At 70.2% G+C, this 21,571-nt stretch carries 19 protein-coding genes; 9 read left to right on the top strand and 10 right to left on the bottom strand.

Annotated features, from left to right (window positions below; all coding sequences use genetic code 11):
* Window positions 1–2: 2 nt before the first annotated feature.
* The 5 genes from J0695_RS14155 (at window position 3) to J0695_RS14130 (ending at window position 5,172) form a co-directional block, all read left to right on the top strand.
* Window positions 3–1,343 carry a sulfate adenylyltransferase subunit 1 gene (locus tag J0695_RS14155; protein WP_206962374.1) on the top strand — a complete coding sequence of 447 codons (1,341 nt, stop codon included), beginning with the start codon at window positions 3–5 and terminating at the stop codon, window positions 1,341–1,343.
* A gap of 235 nt (window positions 1,344–1,578) precedes the next feature.
* Window positions 1,579–2,691: an aliphatic sulfonate ABC transporter substrate-binding protein gene (locus tag J0695_RS14145; RefSeq protein WP_206962372.1), complete on the top strand. Its 1,113-nt coding sequence runs from the start codon at window positions 1,579–1,581 to the stop codon at window positions 2,689–2,691.
* A 33-nt stretch (window positions 2,692–2,724) separates the two neighbouring features.
* Entirely contained in the window at window positions 2,725–3,513 is a 789-nt protein-coding gene (locus J0695_RS14140; RefSeq protein WP_206962371.1) for an ABC transporter ATP-binding protein, read from the top strand.
* A complete protein-coding gene (locus tag J0695_RS14135; protein ID WP_206962370.1) occupies window positions 3,500–4,402 on the top strand; it encodes an ABC transporter permease in 903 nt (300 codons plus the stop codon). The genes J0695_RS14140 and J0695_RS14135 overlap by 14 nt, the downstream gene beginning before the upstream one ends.
* A gap of 8 nt (window positions 4,403–4,410) precedes the next feature.
* Entirely contained in the window at window positions 4,411–5,172 is a 762-nt protein-coding gene (locus tag J0695_RS14130) for a sirohydrochlorin chelatase (protein ID WP_206962369.1), read from the top strand.
* A gap of 1 nt (window position 5,173) precedes the next feature.
* On the opposite strand, the gene J0695_RS14125 is transcribed toward J0695_RS14130, so the two are convergent.
* From J0695_RS14125 to J0695_RS14115, 3 genes are all read right to left on the bottom strand, one after another.
* Window positions 5,174–7,783: a fibronectin type III domain-containing protein gene (locus tag J0695_RS14125; RefSeq protein WP_206962368.1), complete on the bottom strand. Its 2,610-nt coding sequence runs from the start codon at window positions 7,781–7,783 to the stop codon at window positions 5,174–5,176.
* Between the two features lie 123 nt (window positions 7,784–7,906).
* Window positions 7,907–8,914 carry a ketopantoate reductase family protein gene (locus J0695_RS14120; RefSeq protein WP_206962367.1) on the bottom strand — a complete coding sequence of 336 codons (1,008 nt, stop codon included), beginning with the start codon at window positions 8,912–8,914 and terminating at the stop codon, window positions 7,907–7,909.
* A gap of 75 nt (window positions 8,915–8,989) precedes the next feature.
* Window positions 8,990–9,742 (bottom strand): hypothetical protein, encoded by a 753-nt coding sequence (locus J0695_RS14115; protein WP_206962366.1) that lies wholly within the window; start codon window positions 9,740–9,742, stop codon window positions 8,990–8,992.
* 141 nt (window positions 9,743–9,883) lie between these two features.
* On the opposite strand from J0695_RS14115, the gene J0695_RS14110 reads away from it, so the two are divergent.
* Window positions 9,884–10,726: an aldo/keto reductase gene (locus tag J0695_RS14110; protein ID WP_206962365.1), complete on the top strand. Its 843-nt coding sequence runs from the start codon at window positions 9,884–9,886 to the stop codon at window positions 10,724–10,726.
* A gap of 99 nt (window positions 10,727–10,825) precedes the next feature.
* Entirely contained in the window at window positions 10,826–11,707 is an 882-nt protein-coding gene (locus J0695_RS14105; protein ID WP_206962364.1) for a transglutaminase-like domain-containing protein, read from the top strand.
* On the opposite strand, the gene J0695_RS14100 is transcribed toward J0695_RS14105, so the two are convergent.
* Complete coding sequence (locus J0695_RS14100) at window positions 11,679–12,227, bottom strand: DUF1697 domain-containing protein (RefSeq protein ID WP_206962363.1); 549 nt, start codon at window positions 12,225–12,227, stop codon at window positions 11,679–11,681. The genes J0695_RS14105 and J0695_RS14100 overlap by 29 nt on opposite strands.
* A gap of 201 nt (window positions 12,228–12,428) precedes the next feature.
* Between J0695_RS14100 and J0695_RS14095 the strand changes: the two genes are divergently transcribed.
* Window positions 12,429–14,720: an MMPL family transporter gene (locus tag J0695_RS14095; protein WP_206962362.1), complete on the top strand. Its 2,292-nt coding sequence runs from the start codon at window positions 12,429–12,431 to the stop codon at window positions 14,718–14,720.
* 42 nt (window positions 14,721–14,762) lie between these two features.
* Here the strand turns inward: J0695_RS14095 and mgt are convergent, their stop codons facing one another.
* The 4 genes from mgt to J0695_RS14075 are packed head-to-tail and all read right to left on the bottom strand — an operon-like array spanning window position 14,763 to window position 19,092.
* Window positions 14,763–15,992: a macrolide-inactivating glycosyltransferase gene (gene mgt / locus J0695_RS14090; RefSeq protein ID WP_206962361.1), complete on the bottom strand. Its 1,230-nt coding sequence runs from the start codon at window positions 15,990–15,992 to the stop codon at window positions 14,763–14,765.
* 45 nt (window positions 15,993–16,037) lie between these two features.
* On the bottom strand, window positions 16,038–17,339 hold the full coding sequence (locus J0695_RS14085) for an ABC transporter substrate-binding protein (protein ID WP_206962360.1): 1,302 nt from the start codon (window positions 17,337–17,339) through the stop codon (window positions 16,038–16,040).
* On the bottom strand, window positions 17,339–18,172 hold the full coding sequence (locus tag J0695_RS14080) for a carbohydrate ABC transporter permease (protein ID WP_206962394.1): 834 nt from the start codon (window positions 18,170–18,172) through the stop codon (window positions 17,339–17,341). The genes J0695_RS14085 and J0695_RS14080 overlap by 1 nt, the downstream gene beginning before the upstream one ends.
* A 2-nt stretch (window positions 18,173–18,174) precedes the next feature.
* Window positions 18,175–19,092: a carbohydrate ABC transporter permease gene (locus tag J0695_RS14075; protein ID WP_372445763.1), complete on the bottom strand. Its 918-nt coding sequence runs from the start codon at window positions 19,090–19,092 to the stop codon at window positions 18,175–18,177.
* Window positions 19,093–19,234: 142 nt separating this feature from the next.
* Here J0695_RS14075 and J0695_RS14070 point away from each other — a divergent pair, with 142 nt between their 5' ends.
* Window positions 19,235–20,089 carry a phosphotransferase enzyme family protein gene (locus J0695_RS14070; protein WP_206962359.1) on the top strand — a complete coding sequence of 285 codons (855 nt, stop codon included), beginning with the start codon at window positions 19,235–19,237 and terminating at the stop codon, window positions 20,087–20,089.
* A 15-nt stretch (window positions 20,090–20,104) separates the two neighbouring features.
* Here the strand turns inward: J0695_RS14070 and J0695_RS14065 are convergent, their stop codons facing one another.
* Both J0695_RS14065 and J0695_RS14060 read right to left on the bottom strand, forming a co-directional pair.
* Window positions 20,105–20,830, bottom strand: a complete 726-nt coding sequence (locus J0695_RS14065) for a 3'-5' exonuclease (RefSeq protein WP_206962358.1) — start codon at window positions 20,828–20,830, stop codon at window positions 20,105–20,107.
* 148 nt (window positions 20,831–20,978) lie between these two features.
* A partial coding sequence (locus tag J0695_RS14060; protein ID WP_242552631.1) for a DUF5919 domain-containing protein occupies window positions 20,979–21,571 on the bottom strand: 593 nt, incomplete at its 5' end.

Here is a 21,571-nt window from a genome sequence, read left to right as displayed (position 1 = left end):
ACATGACGATCACCACAGAGCAGCTCTCGGCCACCACCCTGCTGCGCTTCGCGACCGCGGGCTCCGTCGACGACGGCAAGTCCACCCTGGTCGGACGTCTGCTGCACGACTCCAAGTCGATCCTCACCGACCAGCTGGAGGCCGTCGAGAGCGCCTCGCGCAACCGCGGTCAGGACACGCCCGACCTGGCGCTGCTGACCGACGGACTGCGTGCCGAGCGCGAGCAGGGCATCACCATCGACGTCGCCTACCGCTACTTCGCCACCGCCCGGCGCCGGTTCATCCTCGCCGACACCCCCGGCCATGTGCAGTACACCCGCAACATGGTCACCGGGGCGTCCACCGCCGAACTGGCCGTGGTCCTGGTCGACGCCCGCAACGGTGTCGTCGAGCAGACCCGCCGCCACGCCGCCGTCGCCGCGCTCCTGCGCGTCCCGCACGTCGTCCTGGCCGTCAACAAGATGGACCTCGTCGACTTCGCGGAGCCCGTCTTCGCCGAGATCGCCAAGGAGTTCACCGCGTACGCCGCATCGCTCGGCGTCCCGGAGATCACCGCGATCCCGATCTCCGCGCTCACCGGGGACAACGTCGTGGAACCCTCCGCGCACATGGACTGGTACGGCGGCCCGACGGTGCTCGAACACCTGGAGACCGTCCCTGCCAGCCACGACCTCACGGCCTGCCACGCCCGTTTCCCCGTGCAGTACGTGATCCGGCCGCAGACCGCCGAGCATCCCGACTACCGTGGTTACGCGGGCCAGATCGCCGCCGGCGCCTTCCGGGTCGGCGAGGCGGTCACCGTGCTGCCCTCGGGCCTCACCAGCACCATCGCCGGGATCGACGCGCTCGGCGAGAGCGTCGACATCGCCTGGGCCCCGCAGTCCGTGACGATCCGGCTCGCCGACGACATCGACGTCTCGCGCGGCGATCTGATCGCCCCGAGCAGCGACGCCCCGGCCCCGACGCAGGACGTCGAGGCGACCGTCTGCCATGTGGCCGACCAGCCGCTGAGCGTCGGCCAGCGGGTGCTGCTCAAGCACACCACCCGCACCGTCAAGGCGATCGTCAAGGACATCCCGTCGCGGCTGACGCTGGACGACCTGTCCCAGCACCCGAACCCGGGGAAGCTGGTCGCCAACGACATCGGCCGGGTCGTCGTACGGACGGCCGAGCCGCTCGCGCTCGACGCGTACGCGGACTCCCGCCGCACCGGGTCCTTCCTGCTGATCGACCCTGCGGACGGCACCACACTCTCCGCGGGCATGGCGGGCGACGCCTTCGCCGCCACGGCGGAGCAGGTCCACGAGACCGTGCAGCACGACGAGGAGGGATGGGACTTCTGATGTCCGGTTCCCAGGATTTCTACGCGGACTTCGCGAAGGAGGGCGGCCGCATCGGCAGCGGCGCCCTCGGCAGCGGACAGGGCGGGGTCGCCCGATGTGCGTGATGACGTACGCGCACTGCCTGCGCGCCCCGATGCACCTGCACCACCTGCACACGCACCGCCGAAGACCTGCCGACCGCCCGGCCGCAACCTGAGAAGTTGCCCGAGCCGGGCCAACGAGGGGAAGACCTCCCGTGCCTGCCAGCCGCATCACTCTCCGCCGCAGCCTCGCCGCTGCCGCCGCCCTCCCGATCCTCGCCGTGGCGCTCACCGCCTGCGGCTACGGGTCCGACAGCAAGAAGGACGACACGAAGGCCGCGGCCAATGTGGGCGGCAAGAAGCTCTCCGCCGACACCGTGAAGATCGGTTACTTCCCGAACCTCACGCACGCCACCGCACTGGTCGGCGTCCAGGAGGGCCTGTTCCAGAAGGAGTTGGGCGGCACCAAGGTGAAGGCCTCGACCTTCAACGCCGGCCCCTCCGAGATAGAGGCACTGAACGCCGGATCGATCGACATCGGCTGGATCGGCCCCTCCCCCTCCATCAACGGCTACACCAAGTCCAAGGGCCAGAGCCTGCGCATCATCGGCGGCTCCGCGTCGGGCGGTGTGAAGCTGGTCGTCGACCCGAAGAAGATCAAGTCCCTGGACGACGTCAAGGGCAAGAAGATCGCCACCCCGCAGCTCGGCAACACCCAGGACGTGGCGTTCCTCAACTGGATCGCCGGCAAGGGCTGGAAGGTCGACGCGAACAGCGGCAAGGGTGACGTCTCCGTCGTCCGTACGGACAACAAGGTGACCCCCGATGCCTTCAAGTCCGGCTCCATCGACGGCGCCTGGGTCCCGGAGCCGACCGCGTCCAAGCTGGTCGCCCAGGGCGGCAAGGTCCTCCTCGACGAGCGTGACCTGTGGCCCGACAAGAAGTTCGTGATCACGAACATCATCGTGTCGCAGAAGTTCCTCAAGGAGCACCCGGACGTCGTCGAGGCGGTCCTGCGCGGCTCGGTGAACACCAACGCCTGGATCAAGGCCAACCCGGACAAGGCGAAGGCCTCCGCCAACGCGGCGCTCAAGACGCTCTCCGGCAAGGCGCTGCCCGCCGAGGTCATCGACCCGGCGTGGGCCTCCATCCAGACCACCGACGACCCGCTCGCGTCGACCCTCACCTCCGAGGCGGACCACGCGGTCAAGGCCGGCCTGCTGAAGAAGCCCGACCTGGCCGGCATCTACGACCTGACGCTGCTCAACAAGGTCCTCAAGGCGGCGGGTCAGCCCGCGGTCGCCGACGCCGGTCTCGGCGTCAAGTAACCACCGCACACCCGCTCCCAGGAGGTGACGACCATGGCCACAACCCTCGCCAAGGCCGACGACCGCACCGCGGTGACGCACGCGGCGCGTATCGAGCACGTCTCGAAGTCCTTCGGCGGCCCTGCCGGGCCCCAGCTCGTCCTGGACGACATCACCCTCGATGTCGCACCGGGTGAGTTCGTCACCCTCCTGGGGGCGTCCGGGTGCGGTAAGTCCACCCTGCTCAATCTGGTCGCCGGGCTCGACCTGCCGTCCTCGGGGTCCATCGAGACCCCGGGCGGCAGGCCGGCCCTGATGTTCCAGGAGCACGCGCTGTTCCCGTGGCTGACCGCGGGAAAGAACATCGAACTGGCGCTGCGGCTGCGCGGGGTGCCCAAGGACGGGCGCCGCGCGGAGGCGGAGCGGCTGCTCTCTCTCGTACGCCTCGACGGCTCGTACGGGAAGCGGGTGCACGAGCTGTCGGGCGGGATGCGCCAGCGCGTGGCACTGGCCAGAGCGCTCGCCCAGGACAGTCAACTCCTGCTGATGGACGAGCCGTTCGCGGCTCTCGACGCCATCACCAGGGACGTCCTGCACGGTGAGCTGACCCGCATCTGGCGCGAGACGAACGTCTCGGTCCTCTTCGTCACGCACAACGTGCGCGAGGCGGTACGGCTCGCCGAGCGCGTGGTGCTGCTGTCGTCGCGGCCCGGCCGGATCGCGCACGAGTGGACGGTCGACATTCCGCAGCCGCGCCGGATCGAGGACTCCGCGGTCGCGGAGCTCTCGGTCGAGATCACCGAACAACTGCGTGGGGAGATCCGCCGCCATGGCCAGCACTGAAACGAAGGCGACCGACTCGAAGGCCGCCAGGGCCGACGACCTGGCCGGACTCGAAGCGGGCCTGGACGCGCTCGACGCGGTGCAGTCGCACCGGGTGCCGGTGCGCCAGGTGCTCGTACAGAAGGTGCTGCCGCCCGTGGTGGCGGTCCTCCTGGTCCTCGTCGTCTGGCAGATCCTGATCTGGGCGAAGGTCACCGACGACTACAAGCTCCCCTCCCCCGGCCAGGTCTGGGACGAGGTGACCAACGCCTGGGCGCAGGGCACCCTGCTGGATTACATCTGGACGTCCGTCTCGCGCGGCCTGCTCGGCTTCCTGCTCGCCCTGGTCATCGGCACCCCACTGGGTCTGCTGGTGGCGCGGGTGAAGTTCATCAGGGCGGCGATCGGCCCGGTGCTCTCGGGTCTGCAGTCGCTGCCCTCGGTGGCCTGGGTGCCGCCGGCGGTGATCTGGCTGGGTCTCAACGACTCGATGATGTACGCGGTGATCCTGCTCGGCGCCGTCCCCTCGATCGCCAACGGCCTGGTCTCGGGCATCGACCAGATCCCGCCGCTGTATCTGCGGGCCGGGCGGACGCTCGGTGCGACGGGTGCGCGCGGCGCGTGGCACATCGTGCTGCCCGCCTCGCTGCCCGGCTATCTGGCGGGCCTGAAGCAGGGCTGGGCGTTCTCCTGGCGCTCGCTGATGGCCGCCGAGATCATCGCGTCCTCGCCCGATCTGGGCGTGGGTCTGGGCCAGTTGCTGGAGCAGGGCCGTGAGACGAGCAGCATGTCGACGGTCTTCCTCGCCATCTTCCTGATCCTGATCGTCGGTATCGCCATCGATCTGCTGGTCTTCAGTCCGCTGGAACGGCGGGTGCTGCGCAGCCGCGGTCTCCTGGTCAAGAGCTGAGCTCGCCCATGCCCCGTCCCGTCCTTGTCGTCGTCGCCCACGGCAGCCGCGATCCGCGGCACGCGGCGACCGTCCACGCGCTGGTGCGGCGGGTACGGTCGCTGCGGCCCGGGCTGCGTGTGGAGACGGGGTTCCTCGACTTCAACGTGCCGTCGGTGGCCGGGGTGCTGGAGTCGCTGGCGGCGGATGGCGTACAGGACGTGGTGGCCCTCCCGCTGCTGCTGACCCGCGCCTTCCACGCCAAATCCGACATCCCGGCGGTCCTGAACGCGGCCCCGCCGCGGCTGCGGATCCGCCAGGCGGAGGTCCTCGGCCCCTCGCCGCTGCTGAACTCGGCGCTGGAGCGCCGGTTGTACGAGGCGGGGCTCAGCCCCGCCGACAAACGCTCGACGGGGCTGGTCCTGGCCTCGGCGGGCTCCACAGACCCGGAGGCGATCGCAGTGATCGCTGAAATCGCGCGGGAGCTGCGGCACACCGGTTGGTGCGCCGTGCGGCCTGCGTTCGCCTCCGCTGTATTTCCCGGGGGGTTCCCCCGTACCGAGGACGCGGTACGGCAGATGCGGGCGGCGGGCGGCGTCGAGCGGATCGCCGTCGCCCCGTACGTCATCGCACCCGGCCGTCTCCCGGACCGTATCGCTACGGGAGCCAGGGAGGCGGGCGCGGAGGTCCTGGCCCACGTGCTGGGCCCCGCACCGGAGTTGGCGCGGCTGCTGCTGCGGCGCTACGACGAGGCCCGCACTCCGGTCCTCGCCGCCGCGCTCAGCGCCTGATTCACCCCGCCGTGGTCGTCCCGGTCGCCGTCGCGGCCGGTCCTTCGCCTGCCGCGGTCACCGCGGAGACCTTGACGGTGTACTTGGTCCCGGGCGTCAGCCCGCCGACCACCCGGAACATGCCCTTGGCGGTGGGCTGGGTGACCAGAGTGTCGCGGCCGTTGACCTCGATCGTCCTTCCGTCGGAGACCGTGAGCCGGTAGCCGATGATCTTGGCGTCGCCCATCTTCGCGGGCGGCGTCCAGACCACGGTCACCGCGTTCGCCGACGTCCGCAGTTTCGCCCCGGTCGGTACGGCCGACAGGGCCGTGACCGCCGTCGGAGCGAGCGGGGCCGAGGCGAGGGAGGGTGCGCTGGTGCCGTGGGCGTTGGTGGCGGTGACCGTCACCGTGAAGGGACCGCCGGTGAGCCCGTCGATCCGTACGTACGCCAGCCGCTTGAAGTCGGCGGCACTGACCGTCGCCGCGCCCGCCTCGGTGCCGTCCGCCCGCAGCGCGTGCGCCGTGTAGCCGGTGAGGGGTGAACCGCCGTCCACGTAGGACGGGTTGAAGGTGACGAGCAGGGCGTCCGCCCCGGCGGTGCTGGTGCCGATGCGGGAGGGCGCCTCGGGTGCGGAGACCGCGCCGGTCCGCAGGGAGAGGATGTTCCGGTAGGCGGGTTCGAGGCCGGCGTCGGCGATGACTGCGGCCGGGGCATCGGCGGGGCTGGTGATGATGTGGTTCCCGGCGGTCACCAGGCCCTTGTTGTCGCCGTCAGCGGTGCCCTCCTCCCACCAGTTGCCCTTGACGAGGGTGGGGTCCTTGTTGCCGAGCTGGTCGCGGTAGTCGGTGTGACTGCTGGCGACGTTGGCGTAGGAGGCGCCGTACAGGACGTTGCCCTCGACGGTCTCGTACGTGCAGCCGTTGTCGGTGTAGACGCTCTTGCCCAGGCCCCACTGGTCGTTGATGACATTGCCGGTGACCTTCTCGCCGTCGGTCAGCGAGGTGCCGGTCAGGCCCTGGGTGTAGATGCCGCCGCCGTCGTCGAGCATCTGCATGTAGTCGAAGATGAGGTTGTCGCGCACCGCGTTGTCATGGCTGGCGTTCGGTGTCGCGGGCGAGCCGATCTTGTCGGGCCAGCCGCCCCAGCCCATGGAGATGGCGCTGTAGGCGAGGTGGTCGAGCTGGTTGTGCGCGATGGTGTTGTGCTGTGTGTAGCCGTTGAGGATGCCGACCGCGCCATGGAATTCGCGGGGCAGTCCGTAGAGATGATTGTTCGTCACTTCCACGCCGCTGGCCGGGGTCTGGCCGTCGACTCCGCCGATCTCGATGCCGTTGCCGGAGATGTCGGTGAAGACGCTGCCGCGGACCCGGGAGTCGGTTGTTCCCGTGCCCAGTTCGAGCCCGGCCGCACCGAGGTGGGTGAACCGGCTGTCGTCGAAGGTGATGCGCTGTCCGTACGTGAAGGAGAGGTTGCCCGGCATCTTGGTCCAGGACGCGAAGGGGCAGCTGCCGCCCTCGACGAATCCGCACAGGCCCTGGGTGGCCCAGCCCGTCGGCCCGGTGACGGTGTAGCCGGCCTGGATCTCGGAGAAGCCCTCGGGCTGCGAGGGGGTCAGCCAGGTCGCGTAACTGAACTGCAGCCCCTGGAAGGCGACATCGTGGACCGGGGCGGCGGCGGTGCCCCGGCCATCGACGAGCTTCTCGGCCGCTGCGGCCTCGACGTCCGCGTGGCGCAGGTCCTCGCCCTTGCGGGGCAGGTAGTAGACCCGGTGCGACGAGCGGTCCAGGTACCACTCGCCCGGCTGGTCGAGGAGTTCATAGGCGTTCTCGATGTACGAGGCCTTGCCGCCGTTGGTGAGCTTGCCGGGGCCGACCATCGAGACCGTGCGGCCGGGGATGTCGGGGAACTCCACCCGCTTGTTGGAGTTGTCCCAGCACGGCTGGACCATGGTGAGGGCGGTGCCCTCGGCCGCCGCGATGCGGCAGCGCGGCTCGGTCCACTGGCCGAGGCCGTTGCGCTCGACGTTCCAGAGCTCTTCGCCGCTGGTGTAGACGAATTCGGCGTCGGAGGGGTGACGCCAGTGGGAGATCGTGTCGGCGGACGCGGTGTAGCCGGTGGGGGTGACGGTCAGCCCGACGGGGACCTCGCCTCTGGCGCGCTGGGCGCGCACTCCGTCGACGTACAACTGCCGTGTGTCGGTGAGGCCTTGAGGTGCGGGCGCGGAGTAGAGACCGGGGCGGCCGTGGACCGGGCGCCATCCCTCGACCTGCTTGCCGCCGCTGATGACGGTGGATCCGGTGCCCTGCCAGACGATCCGGTGACCGTTGCGGCCGGAGTCCCTGGCGTCCAGGACGAGGGGCTTGGTCATGCGGTACGTACCGGATGCGAGGCGGACGGTGAGGTCGCCGTCGTAGTGGGCGGACCTGGCGCGGGCCAGGTCCCTGGCGCGTTCGAGCGTACGGACCGGGTGGTGGGCGGTGCCCTGGCCGTGGTCGTTGCCGTACGGCGAGACATAGACGTCGGCCGTGTGCGCGGAGGCGGCTCCCGCCGCGGTCAGGCCCTGGGGAACACCGAGCGTCAGTACAGCCGCGAGGGCCGCGACGAGCGCGGCTCTTCGGGGTGCGGGCATGTTCACTCCCGTGGGTCAGCCTCGTAAGATACGCGAAAGGTAGGATGGCTGACGTGGCACGGTCAATGATTTTGTCAGCAGCGCCGCAGAGAACCTCCATAAATTGACCCACTCATCGGAGCATTAGCTGTGCGGGGCCTCCGCGTCCACCAGCGCCACGAGCTCGGCGACCGGCATCGAGCCCGCCTCCCTGCGCTCGCGCGCGAACGCGTTGGCCACGCGCTGCAGTACGTCGTTGACCGGGGTCGGCACCCCGTGGAGCCGGCCGAGGAGCGCGATCTCGCCGTTGAGGTAGTCGGCCTCGATCGTGCCCGTACCCCTGCTGAGGGACTGCCAGGAGGAGCCGGCGCTGCGCGGCGGGCCGCCGACGACCTTGAAGCCGATCTTGTCGCCGCGCGTCCTCCGCGACTCCTCCTCGGAGACCATGTCGATCCCGGCCGCGGCGAGGACCGCCCGGCCCTCGGCCTGGGCACGCACGTAGAGCGGGAGCATCTCCTCGCGCATGGCGCCGCAGGCCGCCTCCATGGCGTTGCCTATGTTGCCCACGAGCTTGCCGTACTTCCAGCGCATGACGTCGGGGACCACGGGCGATTCGAAGGGCGCCTTCTCCAGGTCGCGGGAGATCGCGTACGCCGTCTCGTCGACCCCCGAGGGGTAGCGGCCGATGTGCAGCATCCCGGCGAGGGGGAAGCCCTTCGCCCCGACGTGGCCCGGCTCCAGGAAGGTCGCGGGGAGCCAGACGCATATTCCGTACACCCGGCGGAAGCGGCGCAGCGCGAGGCGCTCGCCCTCGACGCCGTTCTGCGCGCAGACCACCGGCAGGCGCTCACCCGCCGTGCCGCCGCCCGCGACCGGGCGGCCGGCCCAGGCGTCGAGGGCGGCGACGCTGTCCTGGGTCTTCACGGCGAGGAACAGCACGTCGTCCGGGCCGAGTTCGAGCTCCTCGGGCCCCCTGACCACGGGCAGCGGATGCGTGCGCGTCCCCTCGTGGCCCTCGACCCGCAGGCCGTCCGAGCGGATCGCCTCGTAGTGCGCCCCGCGCGCCACGAGGACGACGTCGATGCCACTCTCCGCCAGCCGGCCGCCGACGACTCCGCCGACGGCCCCCGCCCCGATGATGATGTAGCGCATCAGTTCTCCGATCGTCGGCGAACGGCCAGCCTACGGAGGCGGATCGCGGCCGGGCAACGGTGGCCGTGTCATGCCTTACCCGAAGGCGTTCCCGGTCACCGTGACCTGCCGGCCCTGGCTGGTGGTGGTCGCCGCGGTGCTCAGGCAGCTGCCCGAAGCGGGGTCGGTGACGGTGGGCAGGGTGGCCGTGGAGCTGACACCGGCCTCCGTGCCGACCGGCACCCCGTACGTCACGGTGACCTGCTGGCTGCAGCCCGCGGTCAGATACGGCTCGATGAATCCGCCGTCGGACTTCTTGAACCGGCCAGAGGTCGCGGGCAGGGAGAAGCTCCCGATGTGGGCGACCACGGCGCCGGTCGAGGTGTTCACGACGTCACCCGTCATCAGCTGGGTGTCCCCGGTGACGCTCGCGCGCTTGAGGTCGAGGGTGTACATCGTGCCCTTGGCGTACGGGAACCGGACCGCGCAGCTCACGCCCGCGCCTCCGTCCGCGCCGGGGCTGCAGTGGCTGTCCGTGGTGGTGGCAGCGGCGTTGAAGGAGCTGAACACCGCCTGCAGGGTGGGGTTTCCGTCCGCGTCCGCCGGCTTGGGCTGGAAGCCCGCGTACGGTCGCGTGCCGCTCTCCAGCGTCGTGTAGTACGCGAAGTACATGCCGGCCGCGTCGGGCGCCGACTGGAAGGCCATCGGGAGCTCCAACTCGGTCACCGGAGTGGGGGCGCCGGTGGTCCAGCTGCTCGTCGGCGTGGAGGCCCACGACTGTCCTGCCGTACCGAGCACCAGCAGCCCGGCCGCACCGGCCACCATCACAAACCTACCGAAAGGGGTCATGCCATTCCTCCTGGGGTGGGGCACAGCGAGGGGGACACGGGCAGCATGTAAGCGGTTGCTATGCGACCGCAAGGGGGCCGGGAAAGTTTCTGTTCGTTACTGTCGAAATGGCTCTCCCGCACCGTCGGATAGCGTCGGTGCATGTTCCAGGAAAGCTTTCTGCTCGGTGGGGACCTGCCTGTACGGCGCCTCGGATACGGCACGGCCCAGCTGGCGGGCCCCGGCTACTGGGGCGCGCGCGGCGACCGCCAGGACGCGCTCGCCGTACTGCGCAGGGCCGTCGCACGCGGGGTCACGCTCATCGACACCGCCGACAACTACGGCCCGGACGTGGCCGAGGAGCTGATCGCCGAGGCGCTCCACCCGTACCCCGGCGACCTGGTGATCGCGACCAAGGGCGGGGTCGTCCGTACGGGTCCCGACGCCTGGCACATCGCCGGCCGGCCCGAGCAGCTGCGCGCCATGTGCGAGGCGAGCCTGCGGCGTCTGCGCACCGACACCATCGACCTCTACCAGCTGCACCGCCTCGACCCGGAGGTCCCGATGGCCGACCAGCTGGGCACCCTGGACGCTCTCCGCCAGGAGGGTAAGATCCGGCACATCGGTCTGGACACGCTCACCGCCGACCGGCTGGAGCAGGCGCTCTCCCTGACCGGGATCGCCGCGGTACAGAACCGCTTCAACCTCGTCGACCGCGAGTCGGCGGACGTCCTGAAGGTGTGCGAGGCGCACGGCCTCGCCTTTCTGCCCTGGTTCCCGCTGGCCAACGGCGCCTTGACCGGCGAGGCCTCATCGACACTCTCAGCCGTCGCCGACCGTCACGGCGCGAGCCGGGGCCAACTCGCCCTTGCCTGGCTGCTGCACCACTCCCCCGTCACGCTGCCGACACCCGGCACCGGTTCGCTCACTCACCTGGACGAGAACCTGGCCGCGGCCGATCTGCGCCTGTCCGAGGACGAGATGAAGGAGCTGGACAAGCTGTGACAGCGCGCACCTCGGCGGTGATCAGGGCGGCCCGGCGTTGACCCTGCCCCTGGGACAGAGCTCATGCTCGGGCGCAGTCGGCCGAACCGAGGAGAGACCATGACCGTCAGCGCGGACGAACTGGACTTCTACCGCACCCAGAGCGTGTTCAGCGACCCCTGCTCCACTGTCCCCGCAGGCACCGCGCGCGAGCTCGCCGCGCTCGTACGGAACGTGCTCATCCACCGCGAGGAAGGCGCCCTCTTCGGCTTCACCCTGCCCGAGGACCGCCGTGACGAGGCCGAGACGCGGTACGCCGCCGACATCCTCGGCGTGCTGCGTGCCCGCAGCCCGCGGCCGCTCACCGGGGCACGCGCCCCGGAGGAAAGGTTCGCGGGCACCTGCCGGGACTTCGCGCTGCTGCTCTGCACCCTGCTGCGGGCGTCGGGGATCCCGGCCCGGGTCCGGTGCGGGTTCGCCGCGTACTTCGCGCCCGGCGCCTTCGAGGACCACTGGGTGACGGAGTACTGGGACGGCGGGCGCGGCTGGCGGCTGGCCGACCCGCAGCTGCCCGGGGTGTACGACACCGGCTTCGACCCGCTGGACGTACCGCGCGACCAGTTCCTCGTGGCGGGCGAGGCCTGGCGGCGCATCCGGCGCGAAGAGGCCGACCCCGGGACTTTCGGGGTGCAGGTCATCGGCCTTTCCGGCGCCTGGTTCGTACGGAGCGATGTCGTACGGGACCTGGCGGCGCTCTGCCGCGTCGAGGTGCTGCCCTGGGACGCCTGGGGCCTGACGGACCAGCCCGAACTGGTCCTCTCCAAAGAGGAGTTGACGCTCCTCGACACAGTCGCGGAGGCCGAAGTGCGGGGCGGCCCGCTCACCGGCCTGCTGGAGCTCCACGAGCGGAACGCCGGGCTGCGCACTCCGGCCGAGATCACTTCGCACACCACCTACGGCGGCGTGCGCAAGGTCAGCCTCCGGTCATCTCCACGAGTTTGACGACGGTGTTCCAGTTGCGCGAGGTGCCGGTGATGCCCTTGTTGACGGCGGGCCTGCCGAGCGCCTCCGCCAGCTTGGAGCGCCCCAGGCCGTCGGGAGCGTAGAGGTAGAGCGCCCGGTCGCCGAGGCGGAACTCCTCGGGGAGAAAGGCCTGTTGGTCGATGCCGGCGAACCGCTCCCCGGTGACAGGGGCCGTGAAGTAGGTGACATGGAGCTGCTTGGCCTCCAGCTCGGCGGCAGGGAAGGGGCACGCTTCGGCGACCGCACGGAGGTAGGGGCCGCTGCGCACCAGGCAGGGCACGGCGAACCCGAAGTGGGACTCCAAGGCGCTCTCCAGGCCGGCGGCGAGGGCGTCCTGGTCGTCGCTGTCGCTGGTGAAGACCGCGTTTCCGCTGTTCAGGTACGTCGCGACCCCGCCGTGGCCCAGCTCCGTGAGCAAGGTTCTGAGCTCAGCCATCGGGACCTTTTTGTGGCCGCTCACATTGATGCCGCGCAGCAGCGCCGCGTAAGTCGTCGTCATGCGCAAGAAGATAGACGGTCCGGCGCGCTTTACGTGTAAGGGGCCCGAGTCCGCCCTGGTAGGGATGGGCCCCCACCGCAGGGAGGAGAGAGCGGGCCCTGGGTTCACCAGGGAGTACGACGATCCGGTCTTATCGCGCCCATACCTTCGGAATGTGAGGCGGCGCAGTGCCGCCACCGCCGACAAGGGGGCAGGCCCGTCATGGGTGTTGGGGATACGAAGGTGCGCGGCATAGCCGCCCGGGCCGGCGGATGGAGCGCCCGGCACCGCTGGGCCGCGGTGGGCATCTGGGTGCTCTTCGTGGTGCTGGCGATGGGGATCGGCACAGCGGTGGGCCGGGCGGATGTGAAGGAGAGCGACCAGCTGTCCGGCGAGACCAGCCACGCCGCGCGCATCATCGACGACGCGGGGCTCAAGGAGCCGGCCGGCGAGACCGTGCTGATCCAGGCGAAGGGGACGGCGGCCAAGGCCACCGACGCCGAGTTCCGGCGGGCCGTGGACTCCGTGATGAAGTCGGTCACGGACACCGGTGCCGTGGAGTCGGTGAAGTCTCCGTACGACACCAGGTCCATCTCCAAGGACGGGCGTTCGGCACTGGTCCAGTTCCATGTCAAGGGCGAGTCCGACACGGCGTCCGACCGGATCGAGCCGGTCCTGGACGCGGTGAAGAAGGTCCAGGACGAGCACCAGCAGCTGCGGATCGAGGAGATCGGCAGCGCGAGCATGAACAAGACGTTCAGCGACGCGTTCGGCAATGACTTCCAGAAGGCCGAACTCTCCGCGGTACCGGTCGCGTTCGGCATCCTGCTGATCGCCTTCGGCGCGCTGGTCGCGGCGCTGCTGCCGGTGGCCCTCGCGGTCTCGGCGATCATCGCGACGATGGGCCTGATGGCCGTCGTCAGCCATGCGATGCCGATGAGTGACACCGCCAACTCCGTGATGCTGCTGGTCGGTCTGGCCGTCGGCGTCGACTACTGCCTGTTCTATCTGCGCCGCGAGCGCGAGGAGCGGGAGGCCGGGCGCGATGCGCAGACCGCGATGAAGATCGCGGCGGCCACCTCGGGGCGGGCGATCATCGTCTCCGGTGTGACGGTCTGTGTCGCGATGGCGGGGATGCTCTTCACCGGTCTCGCCGAGTTCCAGGCGATGGGTCTGGCCTCGCTGATGGTGGTCGCGGTGGCGATGGCCGGTTCTGTGACCGTACTGCCCGCGCTGCTCTCGCTGCTCGGCGAGCGGGTCGAGAAGGGGCGCATCCCGTTCCTCAACCGGGCCAAGCGCGGCAAGTCCAACGGCAACGGCGAGAGCCGGATCTGGCGCGCGGTGCTCGGCGCCGTACTGCGCAGGCCGAAGGTCGCCCTGGCCGTGGCGGCGGGCGCGCTGGCCGCGATCGCACTGCCCGCGGTGGGCATGCACACCCAGAACCTCACACTGGACCAGGAGTTCGGCGACAAGCTCCCCATCGTCCGTACGTACCAGAGCGTCAACGCGGCCTTCCCCGGCGGCGCCGACCCGGCCAATGTGGTGATCAGCGCCAAGGACATCAACGCGCCCGAGGTGCGGCAGGCGATCACCGACTTCCGTACGCAGGCGGTCAGTTCGGGTGCCTCGCAGGGTCCGGTGGAGCTGACCGTGCACAAGCAGCAGAACGTGGCGACGATCGACGTGCCGCTGGTCGGCGGGTCCGACCAGAAGAAGGCGGAGAAGAGCCTGGCACTGCTGCGTGACCACGTCCGTCCCGACACGCTGGGCAAGGTCTCGGGGGTGAGTGCCCCCATCACCGGCAGTGTCGCGGGGTCCAAGGACTTCAACGACCAGATCGTCGGCTCGGTCGTCCCGGTCTTCGCCTTCGTGGTGGTCTTCGCCTTCCTGCTGATGCTGCTCTGCTTCCGCTCGCTGACGATCGCGATCACCTCGATCGTCCTCAACCTGCTGTCGGTGGGCGCCGCCTACGGCATCCTGACCGCTGTCTTCCAGCACGGCTGGGGAGCTTCCCTGGTCGGCGCCGAGGGGGTCGGCGCGATCATCTCCTGGCTGCCGCTGTTCCTCTTCGTGATCCTCTTCGGGCTCTCGATGGACTACCACGTGTTCGTGGTCTCCCGGATCCGCGAGGCGCGGGTGCAGGGCAGGAACACCCTGGAAGCGATCCGGCACGGGGTCGTCACGACGGCCGGTGTGGTGACGAGCGCGGCGGTCATCATGGTCGCGGTCTTCGCGATCTTCGGAACGCTGTCGATGCAGTCCATGAAGCAGATGGGCGTGGGCCTGGCGGCCGCCGTCCTGATCGACGCAACGATCATCCGGGGTGTGCTGCTCCCGGCGGTCATGGCCCTGCTCGGCGACCGCAACTGGTACTTCCCGAAGTGGCTGCGGTGGCTGCCCGACCTCACGCACGACGAGTCGGTGGTCATGCCCGAGCAGGCCGCCCCGGTCGCCGCCGTTCCCTCGCCCGTACGGTGGAACGACGACGACCAGGACCGGCAGGTAAGGGTCTGATCCGGTAGGGGTCCGATCCGGTAAGGGTCCGATCCGGCCCGGTCAGCTCTGGCGAGCGGGCAGTTCGGCCTCGATGAGGTCGGCTGCCCGCTTCGTGCCGCCCTCGCCGGCCATGTCCGCGCGGATCTCCGCGAGGCGGCGCGCGACCTCGGGGTCGCCCGCCACGGCCAGGACCGCCTCGCGCAGCGCATCGGCGGTGGCCTCGTCGGCCGGTACGTGGCGGGCGACACCCAGCGACTCCAGTACGGCCGCGTTGCCGAACTGGTCGACGGCCTGCGGGACCGCGACCATCGGGGTGCCGGTGGAAAGGCCCTCGCTGCTGCCGCCGGCGCCCGCATGGGTGATGAAGGCGTCGGCCTCCTGGAGGATCGCGAGCTGTGGCACCCAGGAGTGGACCTCGAAGTTGGCCGGGATCTTGCCGAGTTCGGACTCCTGGACGTGTGCGCCGATCTGCAGCACCACATGCCAGCCGGGCAGATCCCCGAAGGCCTCGATGCACGCACGGTAGAAGCCGGGCTGCTTGGTGAAGGTGGAGCCGAGCGAGACGAGCAGCACCTTGTCCGCTCCTGCGGGCCGCTGCCAGTCGCTCTGGTCGGCGCTCTGGTCGGCGCCCTCGGCCCGGCAGGCGCCGACGAAGGTGTACACGGCCTCGTCGACACGGTCGGCGTTCGGCTGGAGCGCCTTGGGGATCAGGACGACGGACCGGCGGGGCCGGCCCACGAAGGGGTCGGGGTGCTCGTCGATGCCCTGGGATTCCAGCCAGGCGTGGAAGCGGGCGTAGTAGGCGCGGCCCCGCTCGGTCGCCAGGAGCCCGGCAACCATCGGCTCGGAGATCTCCTTCTCGTACCCCTCCCAGGCGACCAGGTTCGGGGAGAGCGAGACGCCGGGGACGCCCCAGCGGCGGGACAGTGCGATCGCCGGGTAGGAGGTGATGTCGTGGATGACGAGGTCGGGGACGCCGAGGCCGGCCTCGCCCTCGTACGCCTCGATGAGCTGTGGCAGCACCTGGATCGCATCGGCGAGGAACGGCTCGATGTTGTCGATCAGCTCGGTGCCCCAGGCGTCGGGGTCGTCGTCGGTGGGGAGCGTGGAGGTGTAGACGACCGGCTCCGCGCCGGTCTCGGCGATCTTCTCTGCGAAGGCGGCGGGGATCGCGTAGGTGACGCGGTGCCCCCGGGCGACGAGCTCCCGGATCACTTCGAGACTCGGGTTGACGTGCCCGGAGGCGGCGATGGAGAACATGGCGACATGGGCACGCGGCGCTGAGGTCATGCCACGACCATAAGCGAGACGAAACGTCTCGTCCAGCCCATTGATTCAGCGCTGATAGCGGGCCAGGACCCGGTTGCCGTCCCTCACCAGGCGTTTCTCCAGCTCAGCCGTGTCGATCGCACCGCTGTAATACTCCTGGTAGGCCGGGGTCGCGACCTTGTCCTTCCACTCCGGATAGCCGCGCACCGACTGGGCGGGTGCCGGGCGCAGTGCGCCGGCCAGTGCCGTACCGGTCGCCCAGCCGTCCTTCTCGGCGTGCAGCGCCGGGTCCTTGAGCGCCTCGGTGCCGGTCGGCAGCATCCAGTCGCCCTTGGCCAGGCGCACCATGTTCCGCGGCTGGAGCATGAAGTCGATGAACGCCATCGCCTCCTTCTTGTGCGGGCAGTCCTGTGAGACGGAGAGCGTCTGCGGGCTCACCCCCTGCGCCAGCCCGTCGCGGCCCGCGGGGGCGGGCAGCACGGTCCACTCGAAGCCCTTGGGCGCCTGCTGGACGATCTGCTGCCGGTAGGAGAAGCCGAGCGGGACCATCGCGTACTTGCCGCCGAAGAAGCCGGGGAGCGTGTCGGAGCCGCCACTGCCCAGGGTGGTGGTGGGTGAGCTGTGGTCGGTGTTGATCTGGGCCTGGACCGTGCCGGGGACCACCGCGTCGCCGTCGGCGAACCGGACCGTCACCTTGCCGTCCTCGCCCCGGTGGAAGAGCTGACCGCCTGCGGAGAGGCCGAGGTTGAGGGTGACGGAGACGGGCTCCTTCAGCGGCCAGGCGACCCCGAACTTCCCGCCGCCGCTCAACTGCCCGGTGACCGTACGGAACTCCTCCCAGCTCCACGGCTTCGCGGGCGTCGGGATGCGGACCCCCGACTCCTTCAGCCACTTGGCGTTGGCGATGATGACGCGCGGCTCCTGGAGAAAGGGGACGCCGTACACCCCCTTGCCGAAGGTCGTCGTCTCCCAGCTGCCGGCCGGGATGTCCGCCTTGAGGCGCGCGGGCAGCAGCGTGCCCAGGTCGGCGAGATAGCCGCCGTACGCGAAGTCGGCCAGGTCGTCGGAGGCGTCGTGGATGACGTCGGGCGCCTCGCCGCCCTCGAAGGAGGTCAGCAGCTGGTCGTGCACACTGTCCCAGCTGCCCTGGATGTACGTGACCTGGACGTCGGGGTGGGCGGCGTTCCACTCCTTGACGAGCTGCTTGTTGGCGGTGACGGACTCCGCCTGCCAGGCCAGCGACTGGAACTGGAGGGTGATCTTCCCGCCGGAGTCGCTGTCACTGTCCGTGCAGCCCGCGACGGGGAGCACGGCGGCCAGCGCGCCCGCGAGAGCCTGGCGCCGGGTGATCCGGTACGAGGAGGCCATCAGCTCTTCACCGCCCCGGCCAGCATTCCGCCGGTGATCCGCTTCTGGATGATCGCGAAGATGACGAGTGAGGGGATGGTCGCCAGGAACGCGGCCGCGGCGAGCGGCCCGAGGTCGGCGACGCCCTCCGCGCCGAGGAAGTGGGTGAGGACGACCGGCAAGGTCTGCTTCTCCGGGGTCTTGAGCAGGACGAGCGCGAAGAAGAACTCGTTCCATGCGGTGATGAAGGCGAAGAGCGCGGTGGCGACGAGGCCGGGCGCCAGGAGCGGCGCGGTGACCGAGACGAGCGTACGGAGCCTGCTCGCCCCGTCGACGGCGGCCGCCTCCTCCAGCTCGGGCGGCACGGCGCGTACGTACCCGACGAGCATCCAGAGCGCGAAGGGCAGCGACCAGACCACGTACACCATGATCAGCCCGGGCAGGGAGTTGATCAGGTGGAGGTTCTTCAGGATCAGGAAGAGCGGAATGATGATCAGGACGAACGGGAACGCCTGGCTCACGACCACCCAGCCGGTGGCCGCGGTCGACAGCCTGCTGCGGTGGCGGGCCATGACGTAGGCCATGGGCGTCGCGATGACGACGGCGATCAGGGCGGCGGAGAACGCGGCGATCAGGGAGTTGAGCGCGGCGTGCAGCAGCGGCTGCTGGTCGAAGGCGTCGCGGAAGTTCTGGAGGGTCGGGTCCTTGGGGATCCAGGTGGGGTGCAGCGTGGCGAGCTCGCGCGGCGGCTTGAAGGCCGTGGAGATCAGCCAGGCGAAGGGGAACGCGATGAAGACGAGGTAGCAGAGCAGCGCCGCGTACTGTCCGGCGCGGGCGGGCTTGCTGGTGCGCAGGCTCATTTCTCCTCGCCTCCCCTGAGCCGGCCGACGAGGTACACGGCGAGGATCACGGAGATCACCGCGACCATCACGCATCCCATGGCGGCGGCGTAGCCGAACTGCCCGTAGCGGAAGGCCTCTTCGTACGCGAAGAGCATCGGGAGGCGGGTGCGCCCGCCGGGTCCGCCGTTGGTGAGGACGTACACCAGGGCGAAGGAGTTGAAGTTCCAGATGAAGTTGAGCGCGGTGATGGAGAGCGCGATGGGCTTGAGCGCGGGCCAGGTGACGGTACGGAACCTCCGCCAGGCGCCGGCCCCGTCGATCGCGGCCGCCTCATGCAGCTCGCCCGGGGTGTTCTGCAGTCCGGCGAGCAGGGCGACGGTGGTCTGCGGCATCCCGGCCCAGACCCCGACGAGGATCACGGCGGGCAGGGCGGTGGAGAGGCCCGAGAGCCAGTCCCTTCCGTCGCCGAGGCCCAGATTCCGGATGGTCTCGTTCAGGATTCCCGCATCGGGGTTGTAGACGAGCCGCCACATGATGCCGACGACCACCTCGGGCATCGCCCAGGGAATGATCGCGAGCGCCCGGGCCAGCCATCGGAACCGCAGATTCTCGTTCAGCAGGAGGGCGAGGCCCAGTGCGAGGAAGAACTGCGGGACGGTCACCCCGACCGCCCAGAGCAGTCCGATCCTGAAGGAGTCCCAGAAGAGGGTGTCGTGCAGCAGGTCCTGGAAGTTCAGCAGTCCGACCCACTGGGTGGGCTGGGTGCGCCCCGACTGGGAGTCGGTGAAGGCCAGTGCGATGCCGTACAGCAGGGGACCGACGCTCAGTACCAGGATCGGGATCAGCGCGGGCAGCACCAGGAACCAGGCGCCGTGATCGGGCTGCTTCCCGGTGCGGGTACTGGACCGCGCCGTTGCGGTCGCCAATGTCACGTTTTCGACTCCTTCGGGCGGCTAGTCAGCTTCTGGCCGCCCCGGCGGCCCCCGTCATCGTGCTGACGGTCCGTCTGTTCGTCAAGCCAACCTGCACAGATGCGAAACTTGTGCGGCCGACACGATCAACAGGAGACAGCAGATGGACGAGGCACGGGCGCGGGACGTACTGGCGAAGGCGGGTCTGGACCGGGACGCGGAGCTGCTGGCCCTCGGCGAGAACGCGGTCTTCGCGACCGGCGATCTCGTGGTGAAGGTGGGGCGCGACGCGGAGCTGCTCCCCCGTGCGGAGCGTGAGCTGTCCATCGCGGCCTGGCTGGCGGAGTCAGGGGTCCCCGCGGTCCGTGCGGCCGAGCCCGGACCGCTCCTCGTGGACGGCCACCCCCTCACCGTCTGGCAGCGCCTCCCCGAGGCGGTGCGCCCGGCGGAACCCGCCGACCTGGCCGTCCTCCTGCGCCTGGTCCACGCACTCCCCGCCCCCTCCTCCTTCACCCTTCCCCGTCGCGAACTGCTGGGCGGTGTGGAGCGCTGGCTGCGCCTTGCGGGCGATGCGGTCGACCCGGCGGACGCGGCGTATCTGCGCGCCCGCCGCGACGGCTTCACCGAGGCCGCCGCGGCCCTCACACCCCATCTCCCGCAGGGCCCGATCCACGGCGACGCGCTCCCCCGCAATGTCCACGTCGCCCCGTCAGGACCGGTCCTGGTCGATCTGGAGACGTTCTCGGCGGACTTCCGCGAGCACGACCTGGTGGTGATGGCGCTCTCCCGCGACCGCTACGGCCTGCCGCCGGAGTCCTACGACACCTTCACCTCCGCCTACGGCTGGGACGTGACGGAGTGGGACGGCTGCGCGGTCCTGCGCGGCGCCCGCGAAACAGCGAGCTGTGCCTGGGTCGCCCAGCACGCGCCGACGAACCCCAAGGCCCTCGCGGAGTTCCGCCGCCGGGTGGCGTCGCTCAGGGACAACGCCCCCGAGGTTCGCTGGCACCCGTTCTGATCCGCCGGACACTCCCTAGCTGCGGGCCTCCAGCCGCTGGGCGGGGATCGAACCGGCGTCGCGCAGGGGCCAGTCGGCGTCGATCACCGCGTCCGTGTTCCCCTTGCGCCGCAGGAAGGACTGGAAGTCCGTGGCCCACGCCGCGTACCACCGCACCTGCTGACCGTGCAGCTCCGTGAGGTCCGTCTCCCCCACCTGGCGGTGCCGTTCGGCTATGGCGACGGCGACCCGCACCGCGGCCAGCGCATCGGCCCCCGCCTCATGCGCCCCGTCCAGTACGACCCCGTACTCGGCACAGCTCGCCTCCAGGGTCCGCTTCCCCTTGCGGTACTTGTCGACGGCCCGGTCGATGGTGAGCGGGTCGAGGACGGGCGTCGCACCGGCCAGCGGCGGCAGCCCGTGCCGCCGCAGCTCGGCGTCCAGCAGCGTCAGATCAAAGGCGGCGTTGTACGCGACGACGGGCACGCCCCGCGCCCAGTAGTCACCCAGCACCCGGGCGATCTCCGCCGCGACCTCGCGCACCGGCCGGCCCTCGGCCGCCGCCCGCTCGGTGGTGATCCCGTGGATCTCCGCGGCCTCGTCCGGAATGGGCACCCCCGGATCGGCGAGCCACTCCAGCCGCCGCACCGGCTCCCCGTCCAGCACCTCGACCACGGCGGCCGTCACAATCCGCGCCTCACTCGGCTCGGTCCCGGTCGTCTCCAGATCAAACCCGACCAGCGTCTTACGGTGCCAGCTCATGGTGGCCCTCCTTCGTGGTGCGTCCCCAGTTGACAACCACCTTCGCACGCACCACTGACAACGCCCCCGGCGCCCCGATCGACCCGATCACCCGGAAGCACCCGATCGCCCGATCACCCGGAAGCACCCCGCTCGCTCAAGCGCGAGGTCAGGAGACCGGGCGTGAGTCCGTCCATACCGACTCGAACTCCTCGCGGTACGTCTCGAAGAGCCCGTGCTCCGTGTCCGTGACGTCCCGCCCCGCCTTCACGACCCCCCGGCTGCCGCCCCTCAGCACCAGCACCGGCGCCTCCATGCCGCGCGTCCTGCGCAGATACGTCTGGACCACGGCCAGCCCGTCCGCACCGTCACCGTCGACCAGATAGGCGGTGAAACGCGGTGTCTCGTCGAAGACATGGATCTCGAAGGCGCCAGGGTCACGCAACCGCGAGCGCACCCGGCGCATATGGAGGATGTTCATCTCCACCGAGCGGCTCAGTTCACCCTTCTTCAGCCCCAGTTCACGCTCACGGCGCTTGACCGCGCTGCTCGCCGGGTTGAGGAAGAGCAGCCGGACCCGGCAGCCGGACTCGGCCAGCCTGACAAGTCGCCTCCCGGAGAAGTTCTGCACCAGGAGGTTCAGGCCTATGCCGATCGCGTCGACGCGGCGGGCGCCGCCGAAGAGGTCCTCGGCGGGCAGTTGCCGCTGCAGACGCACCCGGTCGGAGTGGACGCCGATGACATCGGCGTCCACTCCGACCG

It is taken from the genome of Streptomyces beijiangensis (genome assembly GCF_017315755.1).
Lineage (GTDB): Bacteria > Actinomycetota > Actinomycetes > Streptomycetales > Streptomycetaceae > Streptomyces > Streptomyces beijiangensis.
This window is presented reverse-complemented; position numbering and strand designations above follow the sequence as displayed.